This window comes from Fuerstiella sp. (assembly GCA_022447225.1).
Taxonomy (GTDB): domain Bacteria; phylum Planctomycetota; class Planctomycetia; order Planctomycetales; family Planctomycetaceae; genus S139-18.
Window position 1 is genome coordinate 68,714 of sequence record JAKVAZ010000009.1, and the last position, 14,492, is coordinate 83,205.

Here is a 14,492-nt window from a genome sequence, read left to right on the forward strand (position 1 = left end):
TGGGCAAATTGTTATGCTGATTCGCCGGAAAGGTTCACTCCCTGCCTCGTACTCAACACCGCGGTATCAAAGCTCGACAGCGTCGTCATTTCCAGTGTCAACCCGAGTGGCAGACGATCGCTGAATCCTTCACACGTCTCGCTGTTAAACGAGATCGGGTACCCGCAGTCATCAGTCATAGCGTTCGATGAAAGACACTCGAGGTGTGGAACTCGACGTTCGTTTTCCATGACCTTCAAACCTGACTTGCCGGCAATCAGGCCACGGGACAAAACCATTTGGTCAAAGACGCTTAATCTGCCGGGTTCGATCGGATTAACACAGGTTCCCTGGTCAGGAAGCCCAAGCAGCGACCACGTTGGATTAAACAGTTGGGGACGGCGTGCCGCATAAGCACGCCACGACAGCAACGCCTTGTTCGCAATCGGCTCCGACTGCTGTGTCGCCTGAAGCCGATAGCCGGCGTTAAGAATCTCGCTGAGACTTCGATCCCAGGGATCATCGTTGAAGCTGCCCATTAACAGGAGATTTCGATTCCAGCGTTCCTGAAGGAGGTATCGTGAACGTTCCGTATCTGCCAGTGCCAGGTATTCCCGCCGATTCATTCTCAAATATCGATCAACCAGATTAGCAGCATAGCTGGCGATTGTCTGACGAAAGGCACTTGAATTCGGCTCACGACGTGACGGCCAGTGATTCACCAGGACAGTCAGCTCCGTATCAGCCTCGACAAGTTTCAGGCGTACTTCAAGAATATCAGCGGTCGGAAATCGAAGATGGACCAAATGCCCCCGAACATATGCTGAATCTGTTTCGAAAATCCGCTTCGAACAGATCAATGCAGTCCCGGTTGCCGGGAACTGTGAACCACCGGCGGTGAGTAACACATAATCATCACGGCCGATCGCCGTCAACAACAGCTGTCCGACACGTTCGTTTTCCAATTCGGCCAGTCCAATCAGCTCAGGACCGTCACCGCCGAACATACCGCGAATGCTCGTAGCGATTGTCTCAAGCCTGGCTTCCAGCGCCCGGCGATCCCAACCACTGATAGCCGAAACACCAAGTTCTGACGCAATCGGAGACGGTTCAATATCGAACAGGTTCTGCAAATTCCAAAAGGCGACCCTGATCTGTGTCGAATTCGGCAGGTTCACTGACATGCGTCCGTACTGAAACTGGCAAAAAAACGGATCCAGGTCGTCATTTCACCATAATTCCATCTGTTGAAACAGAGCGATTGATAATCGCACGAGTCTGCTGAGAATGAAGTCACACACAGAATCCGGAAATTTATATCTGCGTTCCCGGCTGTCTGATTATAATTGTCGGAGTTCTCAGGGTGACTCTGTCCGGTATTCGGTGATTTGAGATTATTATATGTCGCTGCCGTCCGTACAACTTCTGGAATCTCGACACGACTTTCCATGTGCATATACGTTCAAAGTCATTGGTTCGGTAGATGACAATTTCCTGGCGAGGGTGATTGCAGCAGTTCGCGACGAATTGAATATGGAGTCTGATCCGGTGTACTCTATGAGATCCACCAGGAACGGCTCACATATTGCCATCACTCTGGAGCCCAACTGTGAATCACCACGACAGGTTCTGGCAATCTACAGTCGCCTCACCGGCATGAATGGCGTTGTCCTGATTCTGTGATCAGGGTCTCAGTCGTTCGGCCCACTCACGACCGGGCCGATCTGTTCGGAAGCTCACCAGCCTGCCACCGTCTACCTCAGTCACGTAGACCGTGCAGCCGTCCGGTCCGCCAAAACACAGATTGGTTGGGTGAGATCCCAGGACATTTACTTTATGAAGGATTTCTCCCTGTGGTGACATCTTGACCACAGTACCCTCCTGAGGACGCGTTATGTACAGATTCCCGTCGACATCGCATCGCATCCCGTCGAAACCATAATCCGAAAACTCTCTGACCAGACGTTTGTTCCTTAAGCGTTTCTCTGAGGTAATCTCGAACGCCCAAACATTACGCTGAACGGATTCATTGACATACAACGTTTTTCCGTCCGGACTGACCTCAATTCCATTCGTCGTCCCCAGCCCTTCGGCCAGTCGTGTAATCGTTCCATTGATGTCAATTCGCCAGAGTTGTCCGGTGCGTTGATCCCAGGCAGGGTCGCTGGCATACAGCGTCCCGTCCGGCGCGATCGCAAGATCATTCGGCTGATTCATTCGATCGTCATGGACCAGAATCGTCACTTTGCGGCTGTTCGAATCAACCTTCAGTACGTTGTGTCCCGTATAGTCAGCGATGAAGAAAAACTCCCCGGTGCGATCAAACCGAATTCCATTCCCTGTGCTACCTTCAGGGAGGGTTATGTAGAGTTCTTCGGAACCTTCCGGGCTGACACGCCCAATGGTCCCCTGTTTCTCGTAATTTACCGCCAAAATATTTCCGGTCGGGTCGCAGGCTGGGCCTTCGATTCCCGAAGTAAATGCATTCGGCTTTGTTAATGGACGGGCGGTCCAGAGCGGCTCGGAGGGCGTAAAAACAATTTCGGGTGGCGCGGCAAATTTAACCGCTAAAGGAATACCGGAAAAATCTTCGCCCACTCCGGTCCTCATCTGCCAGCGTCCCTCTAAAGACAGTCGGTAATCGTTTGATTCAATTACAGGAGCGGATGTCAGTTCTGTCAGCCATTCCAACGAGCCACGAATCACTAAAAGAACAGCTTCTCCGTTCTCCAAATGATCATGTTCGATTCGGTAATTACGAAACTGCCCCGACGCGGAAGAATTGGGTGAGAGCAGATGTCCGTTAGCCCACACAGAAACATCTTCAGTACCGGTCCGGACATTGAGGTTCAGGAACGACTGATTATCGGCCTGGTCAGCAAAACCTCGAAAAACACAGCGCAGCCAGATGTCGCCTTCTTCGGAGAACTCACTCGACACACTGGCGGACGGTATGTTTCCGATAATCCAGTCGCTGGTCGACCTAGATTCAGACGGTTCCGTACCCGACGCCCAGCAGAGCGCCTGATAAAGAAGCCGTGTGAACTGTGGATTCATGAAATCATCTGCGTGCCCCATAGACGTGTAAAACGATCTCCCGCCGTCCGCCCGGGTGAATGTCCAGCTCACAGGTTCTGAGGGAAGTCCTTCGATGGCTCCGGTGCTGAGCACCTCCGTTCCTTCGTCCAGCGGAGATGTTTGATACAGCGACCCGCCCTGTGGAAAAGGATCTGCATCCAGTCCGTCAGTAATCGGGTGTTCCGTTCCGATGATAGAGACGTTTGAGATCAGGTCGTTGCCATGATGGGTGCTGTAACTTCCGCCAAACACCTCCGCATCAAATTCAGGCCACTCCTCACGTCCCGCAGGAGGGGCCTGATTCCGAAGGGAAAACGCGTGACTCGCAGTTCGGATTCCAATCACCGGTTTTCCGGCTGCCACATGGTCACGAACCCACTGGAGATGTACTCCCGACAGCAGACGACGTCGGACGCTGACCAGCAGCAGGTCAGCCATTCCGACCTCTTCGATTCCGGGAAACAGGTTGCGATCGGCGGTACTCCCAAATACGGTTGTCACCCGAAAATCACGCCCCAAATGTGTTGCAGCAAATGCAGGCAACGTCTCATTGGTCCGATATTCCCGTTCAGCAATCAGCATCACCAGATGGGGTCGCGAGTCCTGTGAGAAACGGAACGGTTTACCACCGATAAACTGGTCGCTGGTGACGGTGGGACACACACAGCGTTCAATGTGAGAGACAATCAGGTCTGTACCCGTGAAGTGACTGACATAGGGCCAGCGTTGCGGATTGTACATCGTATCGGTCATGTCGCGCATCAGCACAACGTTCAGCCCGTTACGAGACATCTGCCGGAGTCCAAACGGCCGTCCCAGCACACACATATTTGTATGTACTCCCGTCAGAATCACATTGCGAATTCCTTTTGACTGCAAAACATTCCAGACTTCTGTGCCTCGGTCCGACACAAAGTCCTGACTGCCGTCAATCGTGATCAGATCCGACTGACTCATCCAGGGAGACCGAGGGTCCCGGCCCAGTCTGGACAGATAGGCAGCCCATTCGGCATGTTCGACCGGGTCATCATCTTCGCCTCCGTCCGACTGATCGATTGGATAAACAGCACGTTCCTCAGAGGGAATCACAGAACACCATTCATCACACTCATACGGGATAAAATCCGCGTTCGGTACCGTGACCGCGCGTGTTCGCGCAGGGTGACCGGCGTAGGCTGCCATACAACCACTGGGTGAATGAATAATCGTCATACCCAGAGATCTCGCCCGGACCAGCACCTGATTCAGCCGCGGGGCAAACTCTTCCACCCGTCTGACGGCATTGCGACAATGGTGCAGATCCCACACGTCACACACAATGATCGCAGTTTCTTTCGGCCTCCACTTTTTGTCACGAATCAGACGATGGAATCGACCACTGTGCAGACGAGTTTCCTTCTGGTATCGGAGCTGAATGTCAATTGTTTCGCCGGCCTGAACTGTGTCGAATCCTGACATCATCCCGATGATCGCCAACAGTGATAACAAATGTGAATACATTCCGTTCGGTCTCCGGCACAGCGTTGCAAAAACGACTGTCACACAGTGTTATGCCACTTCTGAACAACTGCAACTGAACCACTTCAACTGCTGCGTTCGCCCCCGCCAGTGCAGCCCGATTCACGGGATCCGCATTTGGGTCCGGCCTAACTGAGGTGAAATAATTTCAACACACCCACAACGGGATTCGCCGCAGCTTCGAATGTAAACCCAAGACCGGCACAAGCTTCATCTTAACAGCCGCCTGCGGTATAACAGCCCGAGTCACCCAATGATTAGCGTAAGCCCAAAACCAACGATCACATCATGGCGATCTCAAATCTTCCGTTGAGTTACTGCACCAACGTCCATCCCGGACAGTCCGCAGATGAAGTTATTGACGGCATCAACACATGTACGGCTGCAGCGGCCCGTACATTCAACCGACCGCTTGCCGCCGGATTGTGGCTGGCACGGAGCGTCGTCACGGAACTGCTTGATTCGCAATCGAAACTGGAACAGGTCGGACAGGTCCTGTGGCAGCACGATCTTTCCTGCTACACACTCAATGCTTTTCCTTTCGGAAATTTTCATTCCGACCGGGTCAAAGAAAATGTGTATCTGCCGGACTGGTCGACACCGGATCGTCTCCGGTACACACAGGAATGTGCTCAACTGCTGGCCGAACTGTTGCCAAAGGCAGCAGAGGGAAGCCTGTCAACAGTTCCTCTGGGCGGCCGAATGAATCCAACCCGGCCGGAATTTGCCGAGGAGTGTTTCACCAATGTAATCAAAGCAGCCCAACATCTGGCCGACCTGCACGAATCCACCGGTCGGCTGATTCGTCTTGCCATTGAACCGGAACCGATGTGCCACCTTTCATCAATTTCGCGCGATGTCATCCCGTGGTTCGCACAACTCCGTGAGAAAGCAGGATCGGCAAATCAGCTGGACATTTTACAGGAACACGTTGGTCTTTGTCTGGACGTCTGTCACCAGGCAGTTGAATTCGAGGACCTCACGCACAGCATCAATCTGCTGGAATCGAACTCGATTCGCATCAACAAGCTGCACATTACCAACGCAGTGCAACTTCAGCACCCGCTGGAAAACGAAGCCGGGCGTCAGGCACTCCTTCAGTATGTGGAACCTCGCTACCTGCATCAAACTTACGCAAAATTCTCTGACGGACATATTGAACAACGGACAGACCTTACAGTCGAGCATATCAACTGTTCACCGCCCGATCAGTTCCTGCAGGCAGAAGACTGGCGAATCCATTTCCATGTACCCGTATTCGCGGAAACCCTGGGACCACTGCATACAACACGACATGAACTGGAACAGGCCATTTCACGAATCGCCGATCTTCCATATTCGCCTCACCTTGAGGTGGAAACCTACACATGGCCGGTGATGCCTGGTGAAGACGCCCTTCCTTCACTAAATACGGCTGATCGAATTGCCAAAGAGCTCGATGCTGCGACGGAAATCATTACCAGATGCACCATGGGTTGAGCAGTACTGATCGATCTGAGACGATGGCCTTTCGATCCAGAAGTTTCCAAACCATATCAACCCCCGGCAATCCATGAGCGCAGCAACGGCTCCCCAAGCCTATACCGGAAAAGACATAGAGGTTCTTGAAGGTCTGGAACCCGTTCGCAAACGACCGTCCATGTACATTGGAGGTGTCGATTCCCGGGGCCTGCACCACCTGTTATGGGAAGTGATCGACAATTCTGTCGATGAGTTTCTGGCCGGGGAATGTACCCGGATCGTGGTTACGCTGCATCGGGACGGTTGTAGCTGTACCGTGCAGGACGACGGTCGGGGAATTCCGGTTGACAAACATCCACGGATGAAAAAATCAACTTTAGAGGTCATCCTCACCACACTTCACGCCGGTGGCAAATTCAGCAATAAGAATTATGCCCGAAGCGGAGGACTTCATGGTGTCGGCTCGTCGGTGGTCAATGCCTTATCTTCAGAGATGACAGCGACGGTTTACCGCAACGGACATGAATACATCCAGGAATATCGAAAGGGTGTCCCGCTTAAAAATGTCCGAAAGGTGCGAAAATTCCGAGGACGGGGGACGGTTATTTTTTTTAGACCCGACGAATCGATTTTTCGAAAAATTCAGTTCAACGCCGATACGATTCGCCAGCACCTGGAAGACATTTCTTATATTCACGGCGGCATGAAGATTATCTTCAGAGACGAACAGAGGAACGAAACTCATGAGTTCTCTCACCCGGACGGCATCTCCTCCTACATTGGTCGCCTGATTGAAGACAGCAATCGAAAGACCGTTCATCAGCCTCTGTTTGCAGTTGAGCGGGATGATTCAGCAGCGCGCATTGAAATCGTTTTGAAATGGACGGAATCCACAGACGAACATCTGCGCAGCTACGTAAACGGCATTCGGACACATGGCGGAGGAACCCACGAAAACGGAATGCGAACCGGACTGGTCAAAGCAGTCCGCAACTATATTGACGTACACAATTTCAAACCACGAGGAGTTACAGTTACGGCCGACGATATCCGTGAGGGACTTGTAGTCATTTTGTCAGTTTTTGTCAGTGATCCAATGTTTCAGGGACAGACGAAAGACAGACTGAACAATCCCGAAATGGCGTCTACTGTTGATGCCGTGATTCGGCCGGCACTGGAAAACTGGCTCAATAACAATTCGTCCATTGCAGACGCCATCCTGGGTCGCGTCGTCCTCGCGGCCCGCGCTCGTCAGGCAAGTCGTGATGCGGTCACTGAAGTCAAACGAAAATCGGCATCCACACGAAGAAGCACGCTGCCGGGAAAACTGGTCGATTGCCAGTCCAAACACTCAGATGATTCAGAACTGTTCATCGTGGAAGGAGATTCGGCAGGAGGCACTGCGGTTATGGGTCGTAACTCAAAAACTCAGGCGGTGCTGCCACTGCGCGGAAAAATTCTGAATACCGAATCGCTTGGACTGGGCAAGGTCCTGAAAAACCAGGAAATCAGCGACATCGTGGAGACACTGGGGGCCGGAATCGGGCAATCCTTTGATATTCATCGCCTGCGATACGGTCGAGTCATCCTGCTGATGGATGCGGATAGTGACGGCTACCATATCTCAACGCTGCTCTTGACGTTTTTCTTTCGTCACATGCCGGAAATGATTCGTCAGGGCCGACTATTCATTGCCCAGCCCCCGCTGTTTCGTATCGAAGTTGGCAGGAAAAAGTATTACGCTCAAACAGACTCCGAAAAGGAGGAGATCCTGGCCGGCCTGCCGACGGGTCGCTCGGCCACCGTCCTGCGTTTCAAGGGATTGGGAGAAATGAACGCCTCACAACTCAAAGAAACCACGCTGAACCCCAAAGCCCGTGTCCTGCTGCGAGTCGATATTGAAAGTCAGCTCGAAGCAGACGCTACTTTTCATCAGCTACTTGGACGCGACGCCGCCGAACGTTACAGAATCATTATGGATCAGGCGTGTTTCGCTGACGACATTGATCTATAGATGTAACAAAGAAATCATATCGATTGTTTTGTTTAAGGAACGAGAACCACACCAGAGGATCAGGCAGGCTGTGTGTTCATTAAGGAGTAACATAACGTGATTTCAGGGGGACCAGGCAGACTGGTTCGCAGAGCAGGTCGGACTGTGACCGGCGGTGTGATCATCGTGGTAGTCCTTTTCGCTCTTCTGTTTATGCAGGGACCGGGCACAGGGACGGGCGACGGAGATATTTCTGCCGATTTCATTTCAGCGGATCGCAGCAGTCAGTTCGCTACAGCCGTACCGACCGACAGAATGGTCCTGTCCTCTGCGGACACACAGGCAGACGGCCTGACAGAAACAGAGCAAACTGCCGTTCAGGAAAACACGCTGGTGATACTGATTGACGAATATGATTATCTGATGCGTGTTCCAGGAAACAATGTTGAGTCGTGGAATGAGATCGATCTGCAACGACTGCTAAAGCTCGCTCAGCAGATCCGCGGCGACAGCAACGGGATCCGGGTCCGAATTCATAAGCGAAGCACAGCACGCGCGTCCGCTGAACAACGAATTATTGACCAGTTGCACAGCGTCGGTATCGGCCCCGATGCGATCTTCGAATCATCAGAACTGATCGATTAGATCAGGTCACACCATCACTCGTTACTCAACCGTTTCAGCAGCTGACAGCACACTGCCCTTTCTTTCGCTGGTCGAAATCAGATAGTGTGAGCGGTCGTCCTTCTGATGAGCGCGTAATTAGCAGCGATAGCAGTTATTCGGGGATACTCTCGGGCGGCAAATGCAGAGATGAAGCTGAAGTGCCAACCCGAGGATTTCGTCGTAACCGAAAACCTGAACCTGCGTTCAGGCCGCGGCCCTTGGGCCCTTTATCGTCTGGTTAAGACGAATATCGGGACACTGGAAGCCCTTGAGCAAATCAGTCGTGTCTGGAATCTGCCTGTCAATCGTATTGCTCACGCAGGACTCAAGGACCGGTATGCGATTACACACCAATCGATAACAATCCGCCACGGACCTCCCGTCGACCTGCAACAGAATTCTTTTCGTCTAGAGTATCAGGGTCAGACAGATTCGGAACTAACGGCCGCTCAACTCCGGAATAACCGGTTTCAGATCGTGATGCGCCGAGTGACTGCCGCATCTGCGTCAGAAACAATCCGACGGATCACAACTCCAACCGGGCTCGTTATTCCCAACTACTTTGACGATCAGCGATTCGGTTCGCTGGGACAGTCCGGAGAATATATTGCTGCAGCATGGTGTCGGAAGGACTACGAACGAGCAACGTGGCTGGCACTGGCCGATCCAAATCGCCATGACCGTGCCACTGAAAAGAAACAAAAACAGATTCTGCGGGATCATTGGGGCGACTGGAAGCTCTGCAAACAGCAGCTCAACCGGTCTCACCGACGAAGCATTATCACTTATCTTGTTGATCATCCCCAGGGATTTCGCAAAGCCTTTGCGCTGATTCGCCCGCATCTGCGAGGCCTCTATCTGTCCGCATTTCAAAGTGCGGTATGGAACCGCGTGCTGGGTCAGGTGATTCTACAGCTTCCGCTCCGCCTGGTAACCACCCCGATCGCTGATGCACTCTTGCCGTTTGGCATTTTGCCTCTCAACGTCACTTCCACCGTGGACAGTACGATTCCACTAATTTCCGCGAGAAACCGCAACCTCAGCGAGAAACAACAACACCGAGCGGATGAGGCCACCGGTCACTATGGCCTCCGATCTGACGAGATGAAAGTGGCCTATCCCAGAGACCGTTTTTTCTCCAAAGGCAGCCGCCGCTGCTGGATCTCACCATCCGATCTGTCCGCACAAACCCGCCCGGATGAACTGTATCCGGGATATCAGTGCATCTGCCTGGATTTTCGGCTGCCGCCAGGTTGTTATGCCACAATGCTGATTCGCGGCCTGATCGCTCCTCCACAGCCCGATCAACCATGAAATATCAAATGCCCACCGTTCTGCTGGAAGACAATCACTGTCTGATCATTGATAAGCCGGCCGGTTTACTCACAATGGGCGATGGCACAGGTGATGTGACAGCAGCTGATCTCGCCAAAGAATATCTCAAAGAGAAGTACGCTAAACCGGGAAAAGTATTCCTCGGGATTGTCCACCGCCTGGATCGTCCGGTTTCAGGAACACTGCTGTTCGCGCGAACAGGTAAAGCCGCGTCACGGCTGTCGGATCAGTTTCGTCTCGGACACATCCGCAAGACTTACACCGCACTGGTGGAAGGCCAGCTGACAACAGCGGAGGGCGAACGGGTGGACTGGCTCATAAAAGATAAACAGAGGAATCACGTCTCCGTTGTCGGTCGCACAACCAAAGGCGCCCGGGAATGCCGCCTGAGGTATCGCGCTATTGAAACTTTCCAAACATATACACGGGTTGAAATTCATCCGCTGACAGGACGCAGCCACCAGATTCGCGTACAGCTGGCCCACATGGGAAATCCAATCGCGGGTGATCTGCGATACGGAGCGGCCGACGAGCTGGGTTCCCGCATCATGCTTCACGCATCTCGCCTGGAATTCATGCACCCGACTCTTAAACAGGACACGGTGATTGATTGCCACCTTCCGGAAGCATTTGAGCCATAGCTCAGCGGAGTCATACAGTCCGCAGTACCGATTCTGTTGACTCTGATTTTTGAAACCGTGAGACTGTCAGGCATTGCTTAGAAAAGACATGCATTGAATCGCCTCTGACCGAACAATTCACAGCCACCTGCCTGTCACACTGTTTGGATTGTCATGCAGCGATTCCGGTGTCCCCTCGGCTACAACAGTCCCGCCCTGAGAGGCCGCGCCTGGTCCCATGTCAATGATCCAGTCGGCAGCACGAATAACCTGAATGTTGTGCTCGATCACGATGGCAGAATGACCGCAATCCACAAGTCCTCGAAGAATGTTCAACAGGCGTTCCACATCGGACTCGTGCAAACCGCGTGTGGGTTCGTCCAAAATGCACAATGTTTTGCGGTCAACCGATTCGTGTAATTCAGCCGCCAGACGCACACGCTGTGCTTCTCCCCCGGAATAGGTGGCCGTCGGCTGCCCCAACGTCAGGTAACCCAGGCCAACCTGCTGAAACGGAACAAGTCGCCGAACAACTGAATTGATTTCACTGAATACATGCAGTGCCTGGTCAACACGCAGGTTCAGTACGTCATGGACTGTAAGACCGCCAAACTGAACATGAAGAACTTCACTGCCGAATCGCCGCCCGTGACACTCCGGACACGGCACCTCCGCGTCCGGGAGCAGGCTCATTCGGAATTCCTGAATTCCCGTTCCTTTGCAGAGCGTACAGCGTCCGCTGCCGGTGTTGAAGCTGAACTGTCCAGCAGCCAGTCCGCGTGAACGTGCTTCTCTGGTCCGGGCAAACAGTTTACGCACTTCATTCCAGACGCCGCAGTGAGTAGCCAGACAACTTCGGCGATTTCGACCCACCGGACGACTGTCAACGAAGATAACGCGTTCCACGTTTTCCAGTCCCTCAATATCCCGACATTCCACATCCGCCAGCGTGGTCTTTATCTGCCTCAGAGAATCGCACGAAGCCCGCACGAGCGGATAAACTGTATCCTTAATGAGACTACTCTTGCCCGAACCGCTGACTCCGGTGACACAGACGAAACGATTCAGCGGAATCGATACCGTCACATCCTGTAGATTGTGAGTACGCGCTCCGCGGACGGTCACATTATCCTCGGGCGTGTTGCCGACGGCTGACTCAACCGGTGAGACACGTTTGAACGGATCATTCAGCATACGATCGGTCGGCGTAGCACCAGACCGTGCCGCAGGTGGTCCCGAATACAACAGCTGACCGCCTTCGGCGCCGGCACCGGGACCGATCTCAATTAGATGATCTGCGCCGCTAATCACCTCGGGATCGTGTTCCACAACTACCAATGTTGCACCCGCGTCGCGCAGTTCGAACAGGATGTTCAGCAGTTGCTGTGTATCCTGAGGGTGCAGACCGCTGGTGGGTTCATCCAGCAGATAGCAGGCACCGTGGATGTTTGTGGCCAGACAGCCGGCGAGACGGCAACGCTGATACTCTCCACCGGAAAGGGACTGCGTCGACCGATTCAACGTCAAATACTTCAGACCTGTCCGTGCCAGGCCTGCCAACCGTCGCGACAGATCCGGAAGAATGCGCAGTGCGGCCGCCCGTGATTCCGATCGAATCGTGAATCCTTCCGGTGGTGACTGCTCCGATTCCATCAAAGAACCCTGCCACTGCTGAACCACACTTTGTGCACGACTCACTGACAGGGCTGTGAAGTCCGGAAGAGTCATATCACCAAAACAGACTCCCGACGCCAGCCTCTGAAGCCTGGTCCCCCCGCACGCCGCACATATTTTCTTTCGGAATACGGTGATGTCTTCGGAATCATCTGCGACTCCTTCCACCCCCAGTCCTTCACATCGCGAACAGGCTCCCCGTCCGGAACTAAAACTGAAGATCCCGGGATCCGGTTCCGGATAACCGACGCCGCATTCAGGACATTCGTGGCGAGTATTGAAACAATGATCATGCCATTCTCCGTCCCGCTGAACACTGACAATACAGGCACCACCACTTTCACGTATCGCCAGTGAAATCGACTCATGCAGACGTGACTTCACACCGTCTTTCAGAATCAGACGATCAATCACGGCATCCACACTGTGTTTTTGCGATGCATCCAGATCAGTAACATCTCCCAGGTCAAATAATTCCCCATCGATACGAACCCGCACCAGTCCGTGTCGTGCCACACGCTCCAGCACCTGCTGATGACTTCCCCGACAATCATGCACCAGGGGCGCAAGCAGCATAAACCGGGTTCGGTCCGGATAACGCATGACCTGACACACAATCTCATCGATGGTGCGGCACTGCACCGGGCGATGACAGGTTGTACAGTGAACGACACCACAGCGGGCATAAAGCAGTCGCAGGTAGTCGTAGATTTCGGTGGTCACCGCAACCGTGCTTCGAGCCGGCACCAGACTGACCCGCTGGTCGACACTCACCGTCGGGGGCATACCGCTCACTTCATCCACGTCGGGACGCCTGATGGCCCGTATCACCTGATGTGACGGAATCGACACACTTTCCAGATACCGGCGCTGACCTTCAGCAAACATCGTATCATGAGCCAAAGAACTCTTGCCTGAACCACTCAACCCTGTAATCACAGTCATCTGCCGAAGCGGAATGTCCACATCGATACACCTGAGATTATGAGTGCGTGCCCCGCGTATTCGAATAGAGTTCGGCTGCATGATCTGACTACTGTACTTCTTGACTCAACTCGGACGAACCACGTCCTGCAACTGAAACAATTCACGCCCACTGCCTTGTGATTCTGTTATGACCTGCAGGAGGTATGATCGCGTGCCGGAATTTTGACAAATGACTTCCTGTTGAGTACGGTTTCACCGTTAAAACGGTAAGCACACAACATCCCCTGTTTCGCCACACTGAGATCAACACAAGCCAGATTGGGCCGCATGATCAACTGGTCATCATTCCGCAGCCAGTAGTGTCCGATGAACAGAGGCGGCGCATCCGACGAATACGGAACTGATGCAGCCACATTCGGAACCGGCACGTCGCGCAGCCCGGGCACGTCCGGAAATATATAACTTCCCAGACTGTGCTCATCAGGGGAATCGAACCAGCGAACACGAACACGACGGCGCGCATGACCTTCTCTGTCAGTGACCGTCATACTGCCGGGAAGCAGCACTTCAGGCCCTTTAAGTACGCGCTCAATCGCCTTGCCAAAAGGGTGCATCGGATCGACAGCCTCTGCCACAAACGCAGCGTTGAAGCGGTCTCCTGCAGGCTGAGCATTTTCCAGAATTGCAATCTGGCTCATATCCCAGCAGGCATGAACAACCCGAACATCACCCAGATCAATGGCTATTGGCAGTTCGCGGAACCAATCCAGAATCTCGCTGAGTTCCTGATCACTAAACTGCTCCAGTGTTGCCTGATGCTGCTTTGTGTTGCGAATACTGTGAGCCCGACACCATCGACCAGGCTGATACGGATGGGGTGTGTGATAAGCGATCGCATTAAACTCGTGATTGCCCATGACCGCACAGGCCGACTCATGTCCGACCATATTACGGATGATCTTGACGGTGTCGCGAATCTGCGGACCACGATCAATCAGGTCACCGCAAAACACGGCGCGACGTGTCTGATGACGAAAACATCCGCGAGTCTCCGTATAACCAAGCATTTCCAGCAGTTGTACCAGTTCGTCTGCGTAGCCGTGGATGTCACCAATCACGTCGTAGATAGCAGATACCTCTTTACAGCTGTCAGCGTCTTAATTCATTTTCCGAAGAACCATCAACAAAACGGCACAGAACCGATCCGGTTCACGGTGCGGAAGCAGCCACGCACATTTGCT

At 53.2% G+C, this 14,492-nt stretch carries 10 protein-coding genes; 6 read left to right on the top strand and 4 right to left on the bottom strand.

Annotation, left to right across the window (positions count from 1 at the left end):
- Positions 1-11: 11 nt before the first annotated feature.
- The gene (locus MK110_11095) at positions 12-1,157 is read right to left on the bottom strand and encodes a hypothetical protein (protein MCH2211841.1); all 1,146 of its coding nucleotides are present in this window, start codon (positions 1,155-1,157) and stop codon (positions 12-14) included.
- 223 nt (positions 1,158-1,380) lie between these two features.
- Between MK110_11095 and MK110_11100 the strand changes: the two genes are divergently transcribed.
- Complete coding sequence (locus MK110_11100; GenBank protein MCH2211842.1) at positions 1,381-1,662, top strand: DUF493 domain-containing protein; 282 nt, start codon at positions 1,381-1,383, stop codon at positions 1,660-1,662.
- On the opposite strand, the gene MK110_11105 is transcribed toward MK110_11100, so the two are convergent.
- Positions 1,663-4,557 carry an isochorismatase family protein gene (locus MK110_11105; protein MCH2211843.1) on the bottom strand — a complete coding sequence of 965 codons (2,895 nt, stop codon included), beginning with the start codon at positions 4,555-4,557 and terminating at the stop codon, positions 1,663-1,665.
- A gap of 306 nt (positions 4,558-4,863) precedes the next feature.
- Between MK110_11105 and eboE the strand changes: the two genes are divergently transcribed.
- From eboE to MK110_11130, 5 genes are all read left to right on the top strand, one after another.
- Positions 4,864-6,054: a metabolite traffic protein EboE gene (eboE, locus tag MK110_11110; GenBank protein MCH2211844.1), complete on the top strand. Its 1,191-nt coding sequence runs from the start codon at positions 4,864-4,866 to the stop codon at positions 6,052-6,054.
- Between the two features lie 73 nt (positions 6,055-6,127).
- Positions 6,128-8,050 carry a type IIA DNA topoisomerase subunit B gene (locus MK110_11115; GenBank protein ID MCH2211845.1) on the top strand — a complete coding sequence of 641 codons (1,923 nt, stop codon included), beginning with the start codon at positions 6,128-6,130 and terminating at the stop codon, positions 8,048-8,050.
- 96 nt (positions 8,051-8,146) lie between these two features.
- On the top strand, positions 8,147-8,674 hold the full coding sequence (locus MK110_11120; GenBank protein ID MCH2211846.1) for a hypothetical protein: 528 nt from the start codon (positions 8,147-8,149) through the stop codon (positions 8,672-8,674).
- A 168-nt stretch (positions 8,675-8,842) separates the two neighbouring features.
- Positions 8,843-10,009 carry a tRNA pseudouridine(13) synthase TruD gene (gene truD / locus MK110_11125; protein MCH2211847.1) on the top strand — a complete coding sequence of 389 codons (1,167 nt, stop codon included), beginning with the start codon at positions 8,843-8,845 and terminating at the stop codon, positions 10,007-10,009.
- Positions 10,010-10,017: 8 nt separating this feature from the next.
- Complete coding sequence (locus MK110_11130) at positions 10,018-10,671, top strand: RNA pseudouridine synthase (GenBank protein MCH2211848.1); 654 nt, start codon at positions 10,018-10,020, stop codon at positions 10,669-10,671.
- A gap of 117 nt (positions 10,672-10,788) precedes the next feature.
- Here the strand turns inward: MK110_11130 and MK110_11135 are convergent, their stop codons facing one another.
- Complete coding sequence (locus tag MK110_11135) at positions 10,789-13,350, bottom strand: excinuclease ABC subunit UvrA (GenBank protein MCH2211849.1); 2,562 nt, start codon at positions 13,348-13,350, stop codon at positions 10,789-10,791.
- Positions 13,351-13,436: 86 nt separating this feature from the next.
- Entirely contained in the window at positions 13,437-14,369 is a 933-nt protein-coding gene (locus tag MK110_11140) for a metallophosphoesterase (protein ID MCH2211850.1), read from the bottom strand.
- Positions 14,370-14,492: the final 123 nt, after the last annotated feature.